The organism is Streptomyces niveiscabiei (assembly GCF_001419795.1).
Taxonomy (GTDB): domain Bacteria; phylum Actinomycetota; class Actinomycetes; order Streptomycetales; family Streptomycetaceae; genus Streptomyces; species Streptomyces niveiscabiei.
Map to the genome: position 1 here is coordinate 1 of NZ_LIRL01000525.1, position 19,699 is coordinate 19,699.

General features: G+C 71.6%; 19 protein-coding genes and 1 pseudogene. 7 read left to right on the plus strand and 13 right to left on the minus strand.

All coding sequences use genetic code 11. The features are described 5' to 3' along the window. The first annotated feature begins 72 nt into the window (after nucleotides 1-72). Nucleotides 73-1,362 carry a glycoside hydrolase family 1 protein gene (locus AOK24_RS24915; protein ID WP_055722310.1) on the plus strand — a complete coding sequence of 430 codons (1,290 nt, stop codon included), beginning with the start codon at nucleotides 73-75 and terminating at the stop codon, nucleotides 1,360-1,362. 131 nt (nucleotides 1,363-1,493) lie between these two features. Here AOK24_RS24915 and AOK24_RS52520 read toward each other — a convergent pair whose 3' ends face one another. From AOK24_RS52520 to AOK24_RS24940, 6 genes and pseudogenes are all read right to left on the minus strand, one after another. Then, nucleotides 1,494-1,742 (minus strand): RICIN domain-containing protein, encoded by a 249-nt coding sequence (locus AOK24_RS52520; RefSeq protein WP_055722311.1) that lies wholly within the window; start codon nucleotides 1,740-1,742, stop codon nucleotides 1,494-1,496. Then, entirely contained in the window at nucleotides 1,688-2,737 is a 1,050-nt protein-coding gene (locus AOK24_RS52800; RefSeq protein ID WP_409123163.1) for a substrate-binding domain-containing protein, read from the minus strand. The genes AOK24_RS52520 and AOK24_RS52800 overlap by 55 nt, the downstream gene beginning before the upstream one ends. Nucleotides 2,738-2,902: 165 nt before the next feature. Then, a pseudogene (locus AOK24_RS52805) lies at nucleotides 2,903-3,013 on the minus strand (hypothetical protein); the annotation flags it as partial. Between the two features lie 87 nt (nucleotides 3,014-3,100). After that, on the minus strand, nucleotides 3,101-3,943 hold the full coding sequence (locus AOK24_RS24930; RefSeq protein WP_055722312.1) for an alpha/beta fold hydrolase: 843 nt from the start codon (nucleotides 3,941-3,943) through the stop codon (nucleotides 3,101-3,103). A gap of 73 nt (nucleotides 3,944-4,016) precedes the next feature. Then, nucleotides 4,017-4,571: a TetR/AcrR family transcriptional regulator gene (locus tag AOK24_RS24935; RefSeq protein ID WP_240001485.1), complete on the minus strand. Its 555-nt coding sequence runs from the start codon at nucleotides 4,569-4,571 to the stop codon at nucleotides 4,017-4,019. After that, the gene (locus AOK24_RS24940; RefSeq protein WP_079056986.1) at nucleotides 4,568-4,996 is read right to left on the minus strand and encodes a nuclear transport factor 2 family protein; all 429 of its coding nucleotides are present in this window, start codon (nucleotides 4,994-4,996) and stop codon (nucleotides 4,568-4,570) included. The genes AOK24_RS24935 and AOK24_RS24940 overlap by 4 nt, the downstream gene beginning before the upstream one ends. Nucleotides 4,997-5,164: 168 nt before the next feature. On the opposite strand from AOK24_RS24940, the gene AOK24_RS24945 reads away from it, so the two are divergent. From AOK24_RS24945 to AOK24_RS24960, 4 genes are all read left to right on the plus strand, one after another. Next, nucleotides 5,165-6,421 carry a TraB/GumN family protein gene (locus AOK24_RS24945; protein WP_055722314.1) on the plus strand — a complete coding sequence of 419 codons (1,257 nt, stop codon included), beginning with the start codon at nucleotides 5,165-5,167 and terminating at the stop codon, nucleotides 6,419-6,421. 215 nt (nucleotides 6,422-6,636) lie between these two features. Beyond that, nucleotides 6,637-8,061, plus strand: coding sequence for an NDP-hexose 2,3-dehydratase family protein (locus AOK24_RS24950; RefSeq protein ID WP_055722315.1), 1,425 nt, complete (start codon nucleotides 6,637-6,639; stop codon nucleotides 8,059-8,061). After that, entirely contained in the window at nucleotides 8,058-9,029 is a 972-nt protein-coding gene (locus AOK24_RS24955) for a Gfo/Idh/MocA family protein (RefSeq protein ID WP_055722316.1), read from the plus strand. Before AOK24_RS24950 ends, AOK24_RS24955 begins: the two co-directional genes overlap by 4 nt. Before the next feature lie 280 nt (nucleotides 9,030-9,309). Continuing rightward, nucleotides 9,310-10,392 (plus strand): SGNH/GDSL hydrolase family protein, encoded by a 1,083-nt coding sequence (locus AOK24_RS24960; protein ID WP_240554108.1) that lies wholly within the window; start codon nucleotides 9,310-9,312, stop codon nucleotides 10,390-10,392. A 95-nt stretch (nucleotides 10,393-10,487) separates the two neighbouring features. Here the strand turns inward: AOK24_RS24960 and AOK24_RS24965 are convergent, their stop codons facing one another. Then, nucleotides 10,488-11,075, minus strand: coding sequence for a TetR/AcrR family transcriptional regulator (locus AOK24_RS24965; RefSeq protein ID WP_055722317.1), 588 nt, complete (start codon nucleotides 11,073-11,075; stop codon nucleotides 10,488-10,490). A gap of 70 nt (nucleotides 11,076-11,145) precedes the next feature. Further along, nucleotides 11,146-12,108: a helix-turn-helix transcriptional regulator gene (locus tag AOK24_RS24970; RefSeq protein WP_055722318.1), complete on the minus strand. Its 963-nt coding sequence runs from the start codon at nucleotides 12,106-12,108 to the stop codon at nucleotides 11,146-11,148. A gap of 95 nt (nucleotides 12,109-12,203) precedes the next feature. Between AOK24_RS24970 and AOK24_RS24975 the strand changes: the two genes are divergently transcribed. Then, entirely contained in the window at nucleotides 12,204-12,626 is a 423-nt protein-coding gene (locus tag AOK24_RS24975; RefSeq protein WP_055722319.1) for a VOC family protein, read from the plus strand. 60 nt (nucleotides 12,627-12,686) lie between these two features. Here AOK24_RS24975 and AOK24_RS24980 read toward each other — a convergent pair whose 3' ends face one another. The 4 genes from AOK24_RS24980 to AOK24_RS24995 form a co-directional block, all read right to left on the minus strand. Continuing rightward, nucleotides 12,687-13,169 carry an SRPBCC family protein gene (locus AOK24_RS24980; protein WP_055722320.1) on the minus strand — a complete coding sequence of 161 codons (483 nt, stop codon included), beginning with the start codon at nucleotides 13,167-13,169 and terminating at the stop codon, nucleotides 12,687-12,689. Between the two features lie 33 nt (nucleotides 13,170-13,202). Further along, nucleotides 13,203-14,585, minus strand: a complete 1,383-nt coding sequence (locus tag AOK24_RS24985) for a flavin monoamine oxidase family protein (protein ID WP_055722321.1) — start codon at nucleotides 14,583-14,585, stop codon at nucleotides 13,203-13,205. Nucleotides 14,586-14,715: 130 nt separating this feature from the next. Beyond that, nucleotides 14,716-16,641 carry an alpha-L-fucosidase gene (locus AOK24_RS24990; protein WP_055722322.1) on the minus strand — a complete coding sequence of 642 codons (1,926 nt, stop codon included), beginning with the start codon at nucleotides 16,639-16,641 and terminating at the stop codon, nucleotides 14,716-14,718. A gap of 212 nt (nucleotides 16,642-16,853) precedes the next feature. Beyond that, nucleotides 16,854-17,615 (minus strand): nuclear transport factor 2 family protein, encoded by a 762-nt coding sequence (locus AOK24_RS24995; RefSeq protein ID WP_055722323.1) that lies wholly within the window; start codon nucleotides 17,613-17,615, stop codon nucleotides 16,854-16,856. Nucleotides 17,616-17,780: 165 nt separating this feature from the next. Between AOK24_RS24995 and AOK24_RS25000 the strand changes: the two genes are divergently transcribed. Beyond that, nucleotides 17,781-18,704 (plus strand): helix-turn-helix domain-containing protein, encoded by a 924-nt coding sequence (locus AOK24_RS25000; protein ID WP_055722324.1) that lies wholly within the window; start codon nucleotides 17,781-17,783, stop codon nucleotides 18,702-18,704. A gap of 176 nt (nucleotides 18,705-18,880) precedes the next feature. On the opposite strand, the gene AOK24_RS25005 is transcribed toward AOK24_RS25000, so the two are convergent. Further along, the coding region (locus AOK24_RS25005; RefSeq protein ID WP_055722325.1) for a CE1 family esterase at nucleotides 18,881-19,699 on the minus strand (819 nt) is incomplete at its 5' end.

Consider the following 19,699-nt stretch of genomic DNA (forward strand, 5'->3'; position numbering starts at 1 on the left):
TTACTAACGCGCGTTAGTAACATGGCCGGTACACGGCCGGCGTCACAGAGCACCCACCCCAGGAGCCGACCCGTGCCCGAACCACTGACCTTCCCCGACCGCTTCCACTGGGGCGCCGCGACCGCCGCGCACCAGGTCGAAGGCGACAACACGGCCAGCGACTGGTGGCAATGGGAGACCGACCCGCGCCCCCAGGCACCCATGGCGGACCCGTCGGGCGCCGCCTGCGACCACTTCAACCGCTACAAGGACGACATCGCCCTGCTCGCGGAACTCGGGCTGAACACCTACCGCTTCTCCGTGGAGTGGGCGCGCGTCGAGCCCCGCGAGGGAGAGTTCGACCGCGAGGCGCTCCGGCACTACGCCGACATGGCCGACACCTGCCTGGAGCACGGCGTCACCCCGATCATCACGCTGCAACACTTCACCCTGCCGGCCTGGGTCACCCGCGCGGGCGCCTGGACGAACCCCAGCCTCCCGTCCTGGTTCGCGCGCTACACCAGGCACGTGATGGAACACCTGGAAAGCCGAGCCCCCTACATCTGCACGATCAACGAACCCGGCAACATGATCACGCGGGGGTATCTGGGCACCTTCCCGACGCCACCGTTCGTCCGCAGCCTCGACGCGTACGACGCCGCCGCCGCGGGAGTGAACTCCGCACACCGCGCCGCCCGCGAGATCATCCGCGAACTCGCGCCCGGCGTCAAGGTCGGCATGGCGCACGCGCTCCAGGACTGGCATGCCGACCCGGGCGGAACCCCGATCCTGGAATGGGCCCGGGAACTCCACGAGGACCGGTTCTTCGCCGAGACCGCCGAGGACGACTTCCTCGGAGTCCAGACCTACACCCGACTCGACGTCAACGCCCCCCGCGCCCTCGGGTACGTGAGCGCTGCCCTGCTGCGCAGCCGCCGCCTGACGCAAGCGCTCGTGGTGCCCCTCCTGCGCCGCAACGCCGCTGCCGCCGTACCCGTGGAAGGCGCCGCCGACGGGATCCGCCGCACGCAGATGGGGTACCGGTGGGCCCCGGAGGCCGTCGCCGCGACGATCCGACGCGTGGCGGACCTGTTCCCCGGCAAGGAGATCGTCATCACCGAGCACGGCGTCGCGACCGAGGCGGACACCGAGCGCGTCGACTACATCCGAGCGGGCCTGCGCGCTGTGCACGAGCTGATCGACGACGGACTGCCCGTCACCGGATACGTCCACTGGTCCCTGCTGGACAACTTCGAGTGGTGGGACGGCTACCGCCCCAAGTACGGCCTCGTAGCGGTCGACCGCACCACACAGCAGCGGGCCGCCAAGCCCTCGGCCCACTGGTACGGCCACGTGGCCCGCAACAACCGGGTACGGCCCTGAGCCGTCGCCCGGCGCGGGTGTCATGCGCGGGAACCGTCTCGCCGGTGGTTCCCGCGCACGGCCATGGCATGGCGGAGCTGTCAGTTGACGCGGACGATCCTCCAGAGCTGGTCGCCGAGACCGGCACTGCCCTACTGGACGACGGCTGCCCCGTTGGACGTGGAGGACTGGGCGACTTCGGCGACGAGGGCGCTGTTCACGTTCCGGAGGCTGACGTCGCCGCCGCCCGCGTCGGTGAGGGGCCACTTCTGGGACGCGGCGCTGGAGGGAGTGTTCTGGACGAGGGCGGCTCCCGCCGTGGTGGAGGAGCCGCTGATGTCGAGGTTCAGGCTGCTCCTGGCGTTCTTGATGGTCCAAAGGACTGCTGCTCGAAGCGCCACTGCTGGTCGGCGGTGGCGGTGGGGGTCTGCTGGGTGGCGGTGGAGCCGCCCGCGATGGCGAGGTTCAGGGCGCTGCTCGCGTTGGTCATGGTGTAGGTCGCGCCTTCGGAGATGCCCCCGCCGAAGTCGACCGTGCTGTACGTGACCGGGTTGCGGCGGTTGTCGCCGCCGAAGCCCGTGCTGAACACCATCAGGCTGTGTCCGTCGGCCAGCGGAAGCAGGCCGCGGCTGTAGCCGCCACCCGCGTTGGAGGGCATCCGCGTCCAGGTGTCCGCGGCGCCGTTCCGCGTGTTGACGAACAGGTCGTCGCTGCTGTGGGCGGTGGCCACGAGGGTCCCGTTCGGGCCGCCGGTGGGCAGCCAGTCGACCGGTGGCTCGCTCGCCGGCGGCAACTCCGCGTCCGGCTTCTCGATGGCGTGGACGAGCAGTCGGACCCCTTGCCGCGCCGCTGCGTCGAAGGGCTGGCGCACGGTGGTCAGAGGCGGGGACACGTAGGCGAAGACCGGGTTGCCGTCGAACCCGACGACACTGATCTCCTCCGGCACCCGGCGCCCCGCCTCACGCAGGGCGTGGATCAGGCCGACGGTCATCTCGGCCCTCGCCGCGAACACTGCGGTCACCGAACTGTCCGAGGCCAGTTCGCGCCCCGCCGCATACCCGGAGGCGGGCGACCGGTCACCGCTGAGCAGAGGCGGTTCGTGCGCGCCCCGCGCCGCAAGTGCCGCCCGCCGTCCCTCGATACGGTCCTTGGTGGCGTACCAGCGGCGCGGGCCGGCGAGGTGATGGACGGTCGGATGCCCCAGGTCCAACAGATGGTCGGTGGCCGCCCGCGCCAGTTCGCGCGCGCCCACCCCCATGGTCACCGTGCGGGGGAAAAAAGCGGGCGGTGCCCCCAGAAAGAGGACAGGGACGTTGACACGGACGCTGACCTCCCCTTCCACGATCGGTTCGGAGGCGATGACGCCGTCCACCCCTTGGTCGAGCAGCGACTCCACCGCCCCCGCGATACCCGCAGGGGCGCCGTCCGGCGTGTTGACCAGACGGAGCGCACGGCCCGCTCGACATGCACGAGCAGTGAAGCGGTGCCGTACCCGGCGGTGCCCAGGGCGACCACACCGGTAACCGAGTTCCGCAGCCGCCGCGAGAACCTTGGCGTGGGCGTCCTCGGAGACATAGGGCTCGTAGCTGAGGACCCGGGACACCGTCTTGCGCGACCCCCCCCGGCCAGGAGCGCCACCTCTGCCGTTCTGCGCACCGCGCGAGTGCTTCACCCCTCCGCGACGGACGCGTCTGAAACGCTGGTGGCAAGGCAGTCAGGCGCGAGCCGGGAACTTCCCCCAAGCTCGGCCGGCACGGCGTCACAGCGACGGTGCATGCTCGTTCAGGTGGTCGACGATCAGGCTGGTGAGGACCTCGGGAGCTTCGTCGGGGACCCAGTGGCTGACGCCGTGCAGTGCGTGGAACGAGTAGGGGCCGCTCACCCAGTCTTCCGTGGCCCGGGCCGCGGTGGACCCGAGGGCGATGTCCTCGGTGCCCCAGACGTAGAGCGTGGGTACCTGGATCTTCCCGACGGCGGCGTCGGGCCGGTCGGCTCGGTAGTAGTTGAGGGCCGCGCTGAGCGCACCGGGTTCGGAGAGGCGTTGGACATACGCGTCGACGTGACGGTCGGGAACCTTGCCCTGGTAGAGGGAACGCAGAAGCGCGGCGTCGTTCGCCAAAAAGCGGGCCTCCGTGTCCGGGCTGCGCCAGTCCTGTTGGTACTGGGAGCGGCGGCGCTGATCGTCGTCGATGCGATGTGCCTCGCGCAGTGCGCTGGGGTGCGGTGTCGACACGGCCGTGAGGGTGCGCAGTCGCCCGGGGTGCCGGGCCGCCGTCCACCAGGCGATGGCGCCACCCCAGTCGTGTCCGATGAGGTCGAAGCGGTCCCAGGCCAGTGCGTCGGCCACGGCGAGAACGTCCCCGACGAGCTCACCCACCCCGTACGCGTCGGCGGACATCGGGCGTACGCCTGGCGAATAGCCACGGGTGTCGGGCGCGACCGCGCGGAAGCCGCGGTCGCCCAGCGCGGTCAGGTACTCCTCCCAGAGGAGGGCCGTCTGCGGAAAGCCGTGCAGGAGCAGGACGGGGCGCCCGTCGGCGGGCCCCGCCGCGATCGCGTCGAAGGTGCCGGAAGCCGACCGGATCTCAAGGTGTTCTGTCATGGGGTGTCCATTTCGGGAAGGCGGGCGGCATGCCGTGGTGCTGCGGGTGCCCACGGCAAGGGCCGGTCGTACCTCATCGCGTGTCGGCGGGCGGGTCCGTGAGGCCGATGATCCAGGCGCACCACTGCGTATCGGCGCGCCGTTCGGGCAGGTCCAGTACTGTGGAGACCGTCAGGACGAGACCGGTGGCCAAGAAGGACCGCACCTGCATCGGGTCGGCGCCTGTCAGGCGGGTGATGGTCTGCTGGAGGGCGAGTTGCCGCGTCCGTACCGACTCCTGGACCACCGGGTCGCCCGCGGCGGCGTAGGCCTGCAACAGGACGGGGCCGACGCTGGGCCGGCTCTGCAAGAGGTGCCGGTAGGCGTCACCGAGCGCGCTCAGCGTCGGTTCGGTGCTCTCGAACGTGGCCTCGATCCTGTCGTAGGCCGCGTGGACGACCTGAAGGAACAGGTCACGCTTCGAGCCGAACATCTGCACGATCCGGGGATGCGAGATGCCGACCCGGGCGGCGATCGCCTCGATCCCCGCCCCCGACAGTCCCTTGAGGGCGAACTCCGCGTCGGCCGCTTCCATGATCTCGGCCCGCCGTACCGCCGCCGGCTTGCGCGTGCGGCCCGGCTCGGTCACTGTCCGGTGTCCGCGCGCTTGAGCTGGCTCAGGACGTAGCGGTAGTCGTAGAGGCATCGGTAGGCATGGATCAGCCCGTCCTCTCCCAGCTCCAGCCGGTCGTCGCCGTGGAACTCGACGCGCTGGTCCGTGCCGGCCAGGGTTCCCGAGAAGCGCCACGCCACCAGCACGGCCCGCCGCGTCGCCTCCCCGTACAGCCCCATGCGTGTGAACGAGTAGTCGGGAAAGGCGTGGGCCATCCGCGTCACGAAGTCGCGGATGCTGTCCGGGCCGTGCGCCGTCTCGCCGAGCGCCGGCTCGTCGTACACCAGGTCTTCGGCGCACAACGCTGCCGCGGCGTCGCCGTCGTGCTCGTTCCAGGCCTGCTGCCATCGATCGCAGAACGCCTCAAGGGCCTTGATGTCTGATGCGGCCACTTCGGCCACCGTCGTAACCATACTAATAACTTACAGGTAAGTAAGAAGAGGCGGCAAGGGCCGGCCCCCGCCCGCGTGAAAGGGCAAGCCCTCTGCACCCGTACCTGCCCGCCCGGACGTACCGCAGGGCGGGCAGGCACGGCGACCCTGGACGCCCGGGGGCAGGAGAGGGGACGTATGCGGGCGCGGCAGAGCGGTGACGAGCAGGAGAGGCAACCGCGGGGAGCCGCGCACGCCGTACGGCCGGAGGCCGCGGCACCGATGCTCGGGCTCCAGCCGCTCATCGGGAACGCGGCGGTCTCCCGCATCGTCGAACAGCGCCGCACCGCGCCGGCGATCCAGCGCGTCACCGAGGACGAACTGCACCAGCACCCGCCGGGCCCCTCCCTGCGGGTACGCGGCCCTCGCCGCTCCTTCTCGGGCGGGCGCACCCCGAACACGCTGACGGCCGCCGAGTGGCAGAGCCTCCCGCAGGCCACCCGGAACGCCAGCACCAAGGAGCGCCTCGACATCGACGTCGACCCGCAGACGCTCCAGGAGACCGACCAGCAGCTCCACCAGAGCCTCGGCAACCTCAACAGACTCGCGCCCGGCGTGCCCTGGGCGGCCGGACGCAACGCGGTCATCGAAGGCATCGGCCGCGCCGACCCCGCCACGGCCGGCCACTGGAACCAGCAGGACGCCCGCGACACGCAACTCGGCCTCGACGCACGGGCCGTACGCGACGCGTACACGCAAACCCCGGCGGACCGTCAGCAGCGCCACCAGGACGTGGACAACGCCCTGGCCGACGCCGCGACCCCGGACGCGATGGGCGACCTGACCGCCCTGCTGGCCCAGTACGAGGGCGTGGCCATCGGCGGACCCCACTCCGGGGCGCGGATCTGGGAGTTCCTGATCACCAACATGGCGGCCGTCCACGCCGCCGGCGTCCGCACCCTCTACCTGGAGAGCATCCGCGAGGACGGCTACCAGCCACAGGTCGACGCGTACCTCGCGAGCGGCACCATGAGCCCCGAACTCCAGGCGTTCGTCACCCGCTACGACGTCAGCATGAACCTGGACCCGACAGCCGGACTGCAAGCGACGCTCGCCGCCGCCCAGACACAGGGCATGCGCGTCAAGGGCGTGGACGGCCGCCCGGCCCGCCGCCCGGCGATGTCGGCGACCACCCTCTTCGAACGCGCCGCCGCCATGAACACGTACGCCTCCCAGGCCGTCACCCGCGACCGCCGCGATCCGGCCGCGGCCGGCGGCTACCTCATGGAACTCGGTGCCGCACACACCGGGATGCACGCGGGCCCGACCCAGGACACGACCGTGCACGGCGCACCGTTCCAGCAGGACGAGGGCTTCCCCGGCATCGACGATCTCCTGGGCATCCCGGCCGTCGGCTACGAGGCCGACCGCTTCCGCCGCCTGCCCAACCCCTGAAACGGCGGAACCTCTCGTCCTGCCCGGCGACAGACCGCTGCACCCCACCGGACGCGCCAACAAGGTGCCGGAAAAGCTGGAGGGCGTGGAGCTGGGGAGCGTCCGGAGCGCTTGTTACGGTCCGGTCCTCCGCCCAGTCAGCCACTCCTGGGAGCCACCGCCATGAAGACCAGTGAGATGAGCACCCCCCACAACCTCGCGCAGGCCGGTGCGCGATGACCACGGCACAACGCCCCCGGTCGCTCGCCGGCTCCGCACTGACCCTCGACAGCGACCTGATGCCGCTCAGCCGCTTCCACGACTGGTTCGCCGAACGCGCGGCGGCCCACCGGTTCACCGTCGGCCGGATCCCGTTCGCCGAACTGGACGGCTGGTCGTTCGCGCCGGACACCGGCAACCTCGCCCACGACAGCGGCCGGTTCTTCACCGTCGAGGGACTGCACGTACAGACCGACCGCACCTGGATCTCCAGCTGGGTCCAGCCGATCATCGTGCAGCCGGAGATCGGGGTGCTGGGCATCCTGGCCAAGGAGTTCGACGGCGTCCACCACTTCCTCATACAGGCCAAGATGGAGCCCGGCAACATCAACGGGCTTCAGCTCTCCCCGACCGTCCAGGCCACCCGCAGCAACTACACGGGCGTCCACGGCGGGCGGCCCATCAAGTACCTCCCGTACTTCCGCCGGCCCCGGCGCGGCCGGGTCCTCGCCGACGTCCTCCAGTCCGAACAGGGCGCCTGGTTCCTGCACAAACGCAACCGCAACATGATCGTCGAGACCGACGAGGACGTCCCCCTCGACGACGACTTCTGCTGGCTGACCCTCGCCCAGATCCGCCGCCTGCTGCGCGTCCCGAACCTGGTGAACATGGACGCGCGCACCGTCCTGTCCTGCATCCCGCCGCACCTGGACCGCGGAAGCAGCCCGCCGAGGTCGCCGTTCGCCGGCTCGCTCCACGAATCCACCGCGCGCGGAGCCGAGGGCGTGCACGGCGGGGGAGACATCATCAGCTGGCTCACCGAGGTACGCGCCCAGCGCGAACTCGTCCAGCGGCGCGTCCCGCTGGACCTCGCCGCCGAGGGCGGCTGGATACGCGAGGACGACCGGATCACCCACCGCGACGGCCTCTACTTCGACGTCGTCGCCGTCGAGGTGCAGGCCACCAGCCGCGAGGTGGGCTCCTGGACCCAGCCGCTGTTCGCCCCCCTCGAAGCGGGCCTGCTCGCCCTGCTGGTCAAACAGATCGACGGGGTCCTGCACGCGCTGGTCGAGGCCCGTACGGACGCCGGGCTCCTCAACGTCGCCGAACTCGCCCCCACCGTGCAGTGCCAGCCGGCCAACTACCGCGGCGTACCGCCCGAACACCGCCCCAGGTTCCTCGACCACGTCCTGTCGGTGGCGCCGGAACAGATCCGCTTCGACGTCCTCCAGTCCGAGGAGGGCGGACGCTTCCACCACGCCCAGAACCGCTACCTGATCGTCGAGGTCGGCGACGAGTTCCCGCTCGACGTCCCCGAGGAGTACCGCTGGCTCACCGTCGACCAGCTCGGCGACCTCCTCCAGCACAGCAACTACCTCAACGTCGAACTGCGCAGCTGCGTCGCCTGCCTGCAAACCCTGCGCAGCGGAGGACCGGCATGACCCCCCTGCGGTTCGGGGTGCTCGGCTGCGCCGACATCGCCGTACGAAAGATGATCCCCGCCCTCCTGGACCACGCGGACCACGCGACCCTGACCGCCGTGGCCAGCCGGGACACCGCGAAGGCCGAACAGCTCGCCGCCCGCCACGGCTGTACGGCGGTCACCGGGTACGAGGCTCTCCTGGACCGCGCCGACATCGACGCCGTGTACGTCCCCCTGCCCGCGACGCTGCACGCCGAGTGGATCGAACGCGCCCTGCGCGCGGGCAAGCACGTCCTCGCCGAGAAGCCGCTGTGCACCGACGCCCCCACGGCGGCCCGCCTCTTCTCCCTCGCCCGGCAGCGCGGACTGCTGCTGTTCGAGAACGTCATGTTCCTCCACCACAGCCAGCACACCGCCGTCACCGAGGCGCTCGCCGACGGCACGATCGGCGAACTGCGCGCCTTCACCGGCACGTTCACGATCCCCCCAAAACCCCCGGGCGACATCCGCACCCTGCCCGTCGGCGGCGGCATGCTCCTGGAGGCCGGCATCTACCCGCTCCGGGCCGCCCAGCACTTCCTGGGCCCCGGCCTCACCGTCACCGGCGCCGTCCTGCGCCGCCGCGCCGGGGTCGTCCTCTCGGGCGCCATCCTGCTGAGCGACGCCACCGGCGTGCCCGCGCACGTGACGTTCGGGATGGAGCACGCCTACCGCGCCTCCTACGAACTCGCGGGCACCACCGGCCGGCTGGGCCTCGACCGGGCGTTCACCCCGCCGGAGACGTACCAGCCCGTGCTCTGGGTCCGGCGGCAGGACCACGTCGAGGAACGGACCCTGCCCGCCGACCACCAGTTCGCCAACGTGGTCCGCGTCTTCACCGACGCCGTGCGGCGCGGTGACGGCCTCACCGCGGACGCGGACGCCTCCGTGCGGCAGGCGACCCTGGTCGACGAGGTCCTCGACAGGGCGGACGTCGTCGAGGTGTGAGCGGGCGGCGGGAGGTCCGAGGTGTACGGAATCGGGGCCGAGTATGACGGTATGGCGATTACACGTGTCATATCGGGGCGCACTTTGTCGATCAGCCACATCGAAGCGCGAGTTTCAGCCACTAGATTGATCTCTGCCTCGCCGAGAAGAGCCCAGGGCACAACTCCCGCGCTCCCACAGCGACAGCACCCCCCACGCCTCACCCGAGGCATCCTGTCCGCCGCCGGAAAGCGCATGCCGCCCGGCAGCTCCCCCATCAAGTGGAAAGCGCACGCATTCAATGAACCTGCTTCGGCGTTTCGGACCCGGCATCGCCCTGTCCGCGATGACGGTCGTGCTGAGCACCCCGGCCCTCGCCGCCGCCCACGACGCGACGTCCGTGAAGGACGCCACGTACTACATCTCGCTCGGTGACTCCGTGGCCTCCGGCTACCAGCCGGACGTCGACAAGGACACCCGCACCGCCTACACCGACCAGCTCTACACGCAGCTCAAGCAGCGCGACCCCGGCTTGCAGCACATACGCCTGGGCTGCACCGGCGAGACGACCAAGACGCTGATCAACGGTGGCGTGTGCCGCTACCCGAAGGCGAAGTCCCAGCTGGACGCCGCGCTCAAGGCCATGGCCCAGCACCGCGGCAAGGTCGCCCTGGTGACGCTCACCGTGGGCGCCAACGACATCAAGGCGTGCGTCAGCCCGGCCGGCGCCCTCGACGCGCAGTGCCTGAACCGGACGCGCGCGACCATGGGCAAGAACATCGCCCAGATCACGGCCGCGCTGCGCAAGGCGGGCACGAAGAACACGCAGTTCGTCGGCTCGACGTACTACAACCCGTTCCTGGCGACCTGGCTGCTGGGCCCGGCGGGCCAGAAGTCCGCCAAGGACTCCGCGCCCCTGGTCAAGGCCGCCAACACGGGCATCTCGCAGGTGTTCACGTCCACCGGCTTCCAGGTCGCGGACGTCGCCGGCGCGTACTTCTCGGACGACTTCACCACCCAGGTCGACACGCCCGTCTTCGGGAAGGTGCCGCGCAACGTCGCCACGGTCTGCAAGCTCACCTGGGTCTGCACCCCGAAGACGGACCCGCACCCCAACGCCGACGGGCACAAGGTGATCGCCGGGGCGTTCGCCGCGGTGCTCGCCAAGTCCAAGCCCGCCGCGCCGGCCACCACCGGCGAGGCGGCGGCGGTGCCCGCGGGCGCCAAGGGCGCCAACCAGCCGAGCGCCGACGGGCAGGAGCTCGCCGAGACCGGCGGGTCCAGCAGCACCCCCCTCATCGCGGGCGCGGGCCTCGCGGTCGTCGCGGCCGGCGGCGGCGCGGCCTACTTCGCGCGTCGGCGCCGCGCGGGGGCGCAGGCCTGACCCGAGGTGTGAGACGGGGGCCGCTCGCGTCGACGCGAGCGGCCCCCACGGGTGTGGTGCCGCGTGTGTCCTTGAGGCTGCCTGCCGGGGCCGTGTCAGGCCATCGCCAGGACCGCCTTGAGCAGCTCTTGGAGGCAGGCCCGTTCGGCTTCCTCGTCCGGTGCGGACAGGTGCTGGGTGGTGAGGCCGTCGAAGGCGGCGAGGAAGAAGCGCGCGGTCGTCCCGGCGGGCCGGGTGAGCGGGTGGCCGGTCCGTTCGGCGGCCTGGGTGATCAGCCGCGCCGTGACCGCGATGATCCCGTCGAAGTGGTTGTCCAGGGCGCCGCTCAGGTGCGGGGTGCGCAGGGCGTACATCGTCAGCTCGGTCAGCAGCTGGTAGGAGCCCGGCTGGTCGATGACGGTCTGCCACAGGACGTCGATGAGCGTGGCGAGGGACTCCGCGAAGGTCCCGTCGGCCGGCGCGGACCGCTCGGCCTGGGCGACCAGGTCCTGCGTGAGCTGCTCCATGACCGCCCGGTACAGCTCCTCCTTGGTGCCGAACAGGTAGTGCACGGTGGGCTGGGCCACGCCCAGTTCGGCGGCGATGGCCCGGGTGCTGCCCGCGGCGACCCCCTCGCGGGTCATGAGGTCGATGGCCGCTCTGATCAGTTGAGGGCGGCGTTCCGCCGCGGACACGTGAGCCATGCCTGCATGCTAGGCGATCAGTTCCCTTATTTCTGTCGACCGATAGGGTCGAACGACAAAGGGGGTGTTGTCATGTCGCCGGACCGGCCTCCGGCGGCGCGGCGGCCCGCGCGTAGCGGGCGGCGAGGCCCGCGAACGCGGCGGCCAGTTCGGGCGGCCCGACGACCTCGATCTCCGCGTCGAAGCGGCCGACGGCGGCGGCGAGCCCGGTCCACGACCAGGAACCGGCGGTGAGCCGGCAGCGCCGGGGACCGAGTTCCTCGACGATCGCGTCCTCGGCGAAGGGCGCGACCTCGGCGGCCGGGAGGTGCAGGACGACCTCGCCCCGGCAGGGCCACGCGGTGGCGGTGCCGTCGTTGCCCCGGAACCGGCTGGTGACGAAGGCGGCGACGCTCCCGCCGGGGAGCTCGCGCGGCGTGAACCGGGGACCGGCCGGAGTACGGGGCCGGACCCGGTCGACGCGGAACGTGCGCCAGTCAGCGCGGTCGAGGTCCCAGGCCACGAGGTACCAGCGCTGCCCCCGGGTGACCAGGTGATGGGGCTGGACGCGCCGGAGGCCACCGGGCGTGTGATCGAGACGCAGTTCCTCGCGGGCGTGGATCGCGCGGCTCAACTCCACCAGGACCTCAGGGCCGACCGGGTCGGCGGGGGGCCGGACGGCGGTGACGCGCAGCAGGTCGATGCGGTGACGCAGACGGGACGGCAGGACCTGGCGCAGCGTCGCCAGGGCGCGGGCGGCGTCCTCGGCGACGGCCGTACCGGCCGCCGCCGTCTGCAACGCGACCGCCAGGGCGACGGCCTGCCCGTCGTCGAACAGCAGGGGCGGCAGCTGGGCGCCGGCCTCCAGCCGGTAACCGCCGCCCGGCCCCTTCACCGTGCTGATCCGGTACCCGAGTTCCCGCAGCCGGTCGATGTCACGGCGCACGGTGCGCGAGGTGACGGCGAGCCGCCCGGCGAGATCCCCTCCCGACCAGTCGCGGTGCGTCTGAAGCAGGGAGAGCAGCGCGAGCAGCCGCGACGACGTTTTCTGCATGCGCCCCATCCTCACGGAAGTACAGGACCCACCCTGTCCTCCACCTCCGCCACAGTGGTGCGCGTTCACCACTCCACCGAGGCGAGGAGCAGCACATGTCCATCACGACCACCACCCACCTCAACTTCCGGGGCACCGCACGCCAGGCACTGGACTTCTACCGGTCCGTCTTCGGCGGAAGCGCCCTCGCCGTCACCTACAAGGACGCGGGCGCCGTACAGGACGAGAGCGAAGCGGACTGGGTGATGTGGGGCGAGGTCCGCGCGGACAACGGCTTCCACGTCATGGCCTACGACGTCCCCTCCCACCTCCCCTGGAGCCAGGGCGAGAACCCCTTCTTCGTCTCCGTGCGCGGCGACGACACGGCGGAGGTCACCGCCCTGTGGGAGAAGCTCGCCGACGGCTCGACCGTCGTACGCCCCCTGGAGCCCGCCCCGTGGGCCCCGCTGTACGGCATGCTCACCGACCGCTTCGGCGTCACCTGGGTCCTGGACGTCACCGCCCCCTACCAGGGCTGAACACACCCGCCCGCGATCCGTCGGACGGCGGATCGCGGGCGGTGCCCCGTCCCGGCGGGGTCAGGGGGCGGTCGCCGTCGCCTCGGAGCGCAGCAGGCGGTCGAGGTTGGCCATGGAGGCCCGCATGTTGACGCGCATACCGGGCTCCTGGATCCGGTTGAGGAACTGTCCGAGGGGGCCGAGTCCGATGGAGTACTCCACCTGGTACGTCATCTCGGTCCGCTCCCGGCCCTGGTCCCCGATCGGCTGGAACTCGAAGATGCTGGTCATGTCCCGCAGGGGCGCGAACCCGGTGCCCGTGTCGACCCGGCAGGCCATCGGGACGACGTCCCGGACCGTCCAGACGGACGAGGTGCTCAGCGGCCCGAGGGTGCGGTTGCGCTCGGCGTACGTCTCGCCCTCGACGGCGACGCCGTGGTGGCGGGTCACCTCGATCACCCCGGCGACCCACTCGGCGTAGCGGTCGGTGCGGGAGACGACCTCCCAGACCCGGTGCACGGGGGCGTCGATGACGGCGTGTTCGGTGACGATGAAGGAGTTCATGGGGGAAGTGCCTTTCGCTACGGCGGTCGCCGGTCAGCCCTGCTTGAGGAGTTCGGTCGCGGCGTCCTGTCCGGAGCGCACCGCGCCGTCCATGAACCCGTTCCAGTACGGCGAGAACTCGGCGCCCGCCCAGTGGACCCGCCCGAACGGCCGGCCCATCCACTCGCCGAAACCGGTGAGCACGCCCGGCGCCGCGACCGAGGTGGGGCCGCCCTGGGTCCACTGCTCGGCCGTCCAGTCCTGCTCGACGTAGTCGACCGTGTCGAACGCGCGGTCCCCGACGACCTGCGCGAAGGACCGCAGGACGGCGCCCCGGCGCTCCTTGGCCGGACGGTGGGCCCACGTGCGCCACTCCTTGCCGCCGAGGAAGCCCATGAGGACGCCCTGACCGCCGTCCGGCGGGGAGTTGTCGAACATCTCCCGGATCGGGGAGCCCCCGCGCAGCAGCCCCATCCCCGAGAGCCCCTCGGCCCGCCAGAACGGCTTGTCGTAGACGGCCACGCACTTCATGAGCGTCCCGAACGGGAGCCGCTGGAGGAGCTGGTCCTGCTGGGCCGGCAGCAGCGGGTCCCACACGATCCGCGAGGCGAGCACCGGCGGTACGGCGACCACGACATGGCCGGCCCGCCAGGTCCCGGCGTCCGAGACGACGGTGACGCCGGTGGAGTCCTGGCTGATCCGGCGCACGGGCGCCGAGAGGTGGACCCGGCCGTCGAGTTCCTCGGCCAGCCGCTGCGCGACGAGCTGTGAACCGCCGACGAAACGGCTGTCCTGCGCGCCGCCCGTGGTGCCGGTGCCGCGCTCCATCGTGCCGGGGTGCGTCTCGTCGCCGAACGTCGCGACGTACCAGAGGCTGAACAGCGCGGACGCGTCCCGCGCCTCGCCGCCGTACGCGGAGTTCAGGAAGATGTTGATCATGTCGACGCCGGCGCCGGTGATCTCCGCCTTGCGCAGCCAGCTCTCGTACGTCATGCCGTCCAGCTCCCGCGCCTTCGCCGCCTGCCACGGGGCGTGCGGGGGCACCTTCGCGGCGGCCTGCGCGATCCGGGCCAGGGCGATGCCCATGTCGGGGAGGGCGAGGAGGTCCGGAGGCGTGTGGCCGGAGTAGCGCTTGGCCCTGCCGTCGTGCACGTAGACGTTCTCGCCGGGGATCTCGGCGCGGTAGGTGTCCACGCCGACCTCGCGGGCCAGGGCCAGGATGCGGTCCTGGGTGGGGCCGACGAACTGCCCGCCGATCTCGGTGACCTGGCCGTCCCCGAGACGGTGGTTCAGCAGCCGACCCCCGACCCGGTCCCGCGCCTCCAGCACGGCGACGGACCGGCCGGCCGCCACCAGCTCCCGCGCGGCGGTCAGCCCGGCCAGTCCCGCCCCTATGACGACGACGTCCGTCGTGTTCTCGTTCTGCCCGCTGCTCATGGCCACTCCTTGTCGCGTGCTTCGGTGCCCTCACCGTACAGGCAACTTGGTCAAGTGACAATATCGAGCGGTAATGTCGAGTGACAGGGTCGATCGATGGGCGTGAAGGTGCAGGTCAGAGGTGGTCTCCTTAGACGGGGACGATCCGCCACTGTTGCCGGGCGGCTGCGGTGTACGTCCGCTGGTCGAGGGCCGTGCCGTCGTCGGTGAGCCCGCCGCTGACGTCGAGGGCGAGTCCGCTGAGGCGGTTGGTGAGGAAGTGGTGGCCGTCGCCGGTCGGGGTGAGAGCCCAGTGCTGCTGCGGGGCGTCGGCGGCGTCCCAGATCCCGGCGGCGCCTCCCTCCGCGCGGGACAGGCCCCCGATCTCCAGGAGCCGGCCGCTCCCGACGCCGCGGACCGTGAAGTAGCCGTCCCCGGTGGAGGCGAACGTCCACCGCTGGTGCGCCGAGCCGGACCACGGCCACTGGACGACCTGCGTGCCGTTCGCGGTCCCGCCCCTGACGTCGGCCACCTTGCCGCTGTGCCGCGCGACCAGCCGGTAGACCGTGCCGTCCCCGGGCAGCGTGGTGGACCGCAGCACCGGCCTCGCGGTCCGGCTGCCGATCCTGAGCCCGCCGATGTTGGCGTACCCGCCGGTGCCCGCGGTGACGGTGATCCGTACGAAACCCGCGTCCCCGGCGGTCCACTGCGCCGTCTTGAGAGTCCGGTCGCCGGGCCAGGCGCCGCTCGCGACCTGGGTGAAGGAGACCCCGTCGGTGCTCGTGTGCACGGTGTACGCGGTGATGTCGCCGTCTGTGGAGCCGGTGCGGTTCCACTGCTTGGGGAGGTACTCCAGGGACGAGATGCCGCTCCAGACGCCGCCGAGGTCGATGGTGACGGACTGGGGCAGCGGCAGGCTCCAGGTGGACCAGCAGGTCTCGAAGCCGCGGTCGCTCAGCCCGTCGATCGCGTGGAGCGGGCCCTCGCCGGTGTGGAAGGCGGTGGCATAGGCGCCGACCGGTGTGACGGGGTGCTCGACGCGCGGGGGCTGCGCGGGCAGCGGGGGCCTGGAGGCGTCCGGGCTCCAGGCGGCGCCGACCTCGGCCAGGCGCCGCACGATGTTGGCGTCGAGCACGCCGTCACGGTTCGGCGGGCAGTTGAGGATGAACGACGTGTACTTCGGTTCCAGGTCGGCCAGGTGGGAGAGGATGGCCGCCCTGCTCATCGGGTCCTTCGCCGGGGTGCTCGGATGCCAGAACCAGCCGTCGCTGATCGTCTGCCCCTGGAGCGCGGCGTACGTGTTGCCCGCCGGGGCCGTGACGCCGAGCGGCTCCTCGAAGTAGATGGCGTCGCCGAGGAAGGGCACGGACAGCGCGCCGTGGTCGATCATCACGATGTTCGGCTGGAGCGCCTTCACGTGCTCGCGCACCCGCTGGTAGGAGACGGCCTGCTGGCCCATCTGCCAGGCCCAGCCGTCCGTCACGAACAGGTCGATCTCCCCGTATCCGGTGAGGAGTTCGGTGATCTGGCCGAGGATGTAGGTCAGGTCGGCGGGCTGGACCGCCTCCTGCGCGCCGACGCCGTGGCGGGTGTCGTACGCCTCGACGCTGTGGGTGCGGTCCCAGATCGAGAAGTACAGGCCGACCTTCAGGCCGTGCGCGCGGAACGCCTCGACGTACTGCGCGACGATGTCGTGCGGGTAGGGGCTGCGGCTGACGTTCTGCTCGCCGTAGGCGGTGGGCCACAGGCAGAAGCCGTCGTGGTGCTTGGTCGTCAGCACGCCGTAGCTCATTTTCGCCGCCGCCGCTGCCGCGGCCCACTGGGCGCAGTCGACGGCGGTCGGCGCGAAGAGCCCCGGGCTCTGGTGCGGGGCCGCCCACTCCTCGTCGGTGAAGGTGCCGAGGTTGAAGTGGTTGAACATGCCGAAGCGCAGGTCGACCAGCCGGGCGAGGCTGTCCTGCGGCAGGTCGGCGGCCCGGGCTCGCGAGCCCGGGCCGCCGACCAGAGGCAGCGCCGTCGCGACGGCGGTCGCACCGGCCGCACCCAGAATCTGCCTGCGTGAGGGGCCTGCTGACACGGTGACTCCCGAAACGTCTGTGGGGGATGAGGCGGACGAGTCCAAGGAATCTCATCCGCGTGTCAGACGGGTCAACCCTCGTGCAGGGATGAATCACGGGATACTCAGGGGGAGTTGAGGCTTTTTGCTCAGGTTTGGAGCGATGGGCCGACTGCGAGACATCACATGTATCGCCCCCTGTCGCGGCGAGGCCCGGACAGCGGCCCCTGCCGTCAGAACAGGCCGTTGGGGTGCGGGAGTTCGGCCGGAATAGGGGCGATGACGTCCCAGTGTTCGACGATCCTGCCGTCGGCGACGCGGAAGAGGTCGTAGTAGGCGACGGGCACGCCGAACTCGCCCTCGGACTGGGTCAGGACGAACTCGCCCTCGGCGACGACCCGGTGGACCTTCCTGTAGACGAGGTGCTTGCCCTGCTCGGCCCACTTGGCGGCAGCCGCGCCGAACCCGTCGAGGCCGTCGGCGGCGTCGGGGTTGTGCTGGTGGTACGTCTCGGTGGAGATGTAGTCGGCGAGCACCGAGTAGTCGGCGCCGACGAGGACCTTCTCGGCGAACTCGGCCACCAGGGCACGGTTGGCGTCGGTCGCGCCGGGCTCGGTGACCTCGGCGGGGCCGTCCGTCTGGGAGCGGCCGGAGACGGTCTCGGCGACCAGCGGGGTGAGCGCGTCCCAGTGCTCGGCCAGCTTGCCGTCCGCGTCGACACGGAAGACGTCGAAACCGACCAGCGGGGCCGGACCGAAGCTGTGGTAGGTGCCGTGGAGGACGACGAGGTCGCCGTCGGCGATGACCCGGGCAGCGTCGTAGCGGAAGTCCTTGCCCAGGCCGGCGACGAGCCCGCGCAGCGCCTGCGGGCCGTCGGCGGCGAGCGCGCTGTGCTGCGTGTAGTCCGTGGCCACCCAGCGGTCCACGGCGGAGGGGTCCTTGTCGCCGAAGAGTTCGGCGGCGGCCTGGAGGACCGTGTTCTTGGTGCTGCTCATGACTGTCTTCCTTGCGTGAGGATCTGAGGGGGGACGACACCCGCGATCGAGCGGTGACATGGACAAATTAGGCCCGCCGACGGGGGAAGTCCGGGGCCGTTCGCGACGGATGATGTTCAAAAGCCGACATGCCCGACCCTGGCGGGCCGGGTAGAGTCGCGACCGATGGTGGCCGGAGAACGACACAGACCCCCGCGGAAGATCCCCGAGATCCCGTTCGCCGCGCCCGCGGGCACCCCCGCCGGGATCGAGGTCATGACGCTGGCCGAACTGCGGCGCCGGGTCGCCGGACCCGCGCTCACCCGGCCGCAGCGCCCCGACTTCCATCACCTGCTCGCCGTCACCGCGGGCGCCCTCCGGCACACCGTCGACTTCCACGGCTACGCCCTCACACCGGGGTCCTGGCTGTGGGTGCGCCCCGGGCAGGTGCACCAGTGGGGCGACACCGGCGGAGCCGAGGGCACGCTGATCCTCTTCCGGGAGGACGCGCTCGACCGGACCACCGCGACGGCCGCCCGCGTGGACGACCCGCACGCGGCCCCGGCCACCACCCCGGACGGCGACGACGCCGACGCCGTGGACCTGGCCCTTCACCACCTCGGCCGGGAGTTCCGCTCACTCGGGCAACTGCCCCTGGACGTGCACGTGCTCGCCCTGCGCAACCTTCTCGCGGTCCTGCTGCTGCGCCTGGCCCACCTCAGCGTCCCCGCCGGCAGCCCCGCCCCGGAGCCGGACGAGACGTTCCTGCGGTTCCGCGCCGCGGTCGAACGCGACTTCGCCCGGACCCGGCGCGTGGAGGACTACGCACACCAGCTCGGCTACTCCGCCCGCACACTCGCCCGGTCGACCGGCCATGCCGCCGGGCTCAGCGCCAAGGAGTTCATCGACCGCCGGGTCATGCTGGAGGCCAAGCGCCTGCTCGCCCACGGCGACCGGACCTCGGGACAGATCTCCGGCCAGCTCGGGTTCAGCAGCCCGTCGCAGTTCAGCAAGTACTTCGCCCACCGCGCGGGCCTGGCCCCGCTCGACTTCCGCAGGACGGTCCGGGGACGCACCGAGGACGACGGGCCGCGCCCGGACAGGGCGTGAGGGGAGACGCGGAGCGGGTGGGTTCGGGCACGTGGGGGCGCTGAGGACTCGTACGCCTCCCTGCGCGCCCCGGCCGACCGCCTGCGCCGTGCCGGCTGGGACACGGCGCAGGGGCGGCTGGCCTCACGACCGGTGCCGGGGTGAGCCGACCCCGGCGAACCGCGTCCGGCCGTGAGTCAGCTGGTCCGGAACTGGGTGAAGAACCGCCAGATCTCGGCGGGCAGCCAGGTCCGGGAGCCGCTGTCGCCGGGGGCGCCGTCCTGCGGGGCGGCGATGTGGCCCTCGTCGAACGCGGCCCAGGCGACGGGGTGCCCGGCCGAGCAGCCCGCGTACGTGGTGACGCGGTGGCTGAGGCTGCCCTGGTCGGGCTCGGGCGGGTTCTGCGCGGTGCAGCCGTTGGTGCGGACGAACCGGTCGCGCAGCGAGCGCCCGCCGGCGATGCCGAGGACGTTGTCCCGCAGACCGTGCACGCCCAGGTAGGCGATGGGCTGGGTGCCACCGGAGCAACCGCTGAGCTGCCCGCCGCTCTGGACGGCGACGGCGCGGAAGACGGTGGCGCGCGAGCAGGCGAGGGAGTACGACATGGCGGCGCCGTAGCTGAAGCCGAGGGCGAAGCGCTGCGTGGTGTCCACGCACAGGCCGTCCTCGATGCGCCGCAGCATGGCGTCGGTGAAGGCGACGTCCTCGCCGCCGGAGTTCGCCCACCCGTTGTTGAGGCCCTGGGGCGCGACGAAGATCGCGCTGTTGTTCGCGAGCCGCTGGAGCCCGTAGTAGGCCCAGGTGCCGGTCTCGACCGTGCGGCCGGTGGAGACGTCGGTGGAGGTCCCGCCCAGCCAGTGGAAGCCGAACACGAGCCGGTAGGGGCGGTTGCGGTCGTAGCCGTCGGGGACCTTGAGGATGAACGTGCGGTTCTTGCCGCCGCTCTGGATCGTGTACGTCCCGTTGCCGAGGGCGGGCGCCTTGCCGCACCCGGTGGTGGGGGCCGCCGCGGCGGC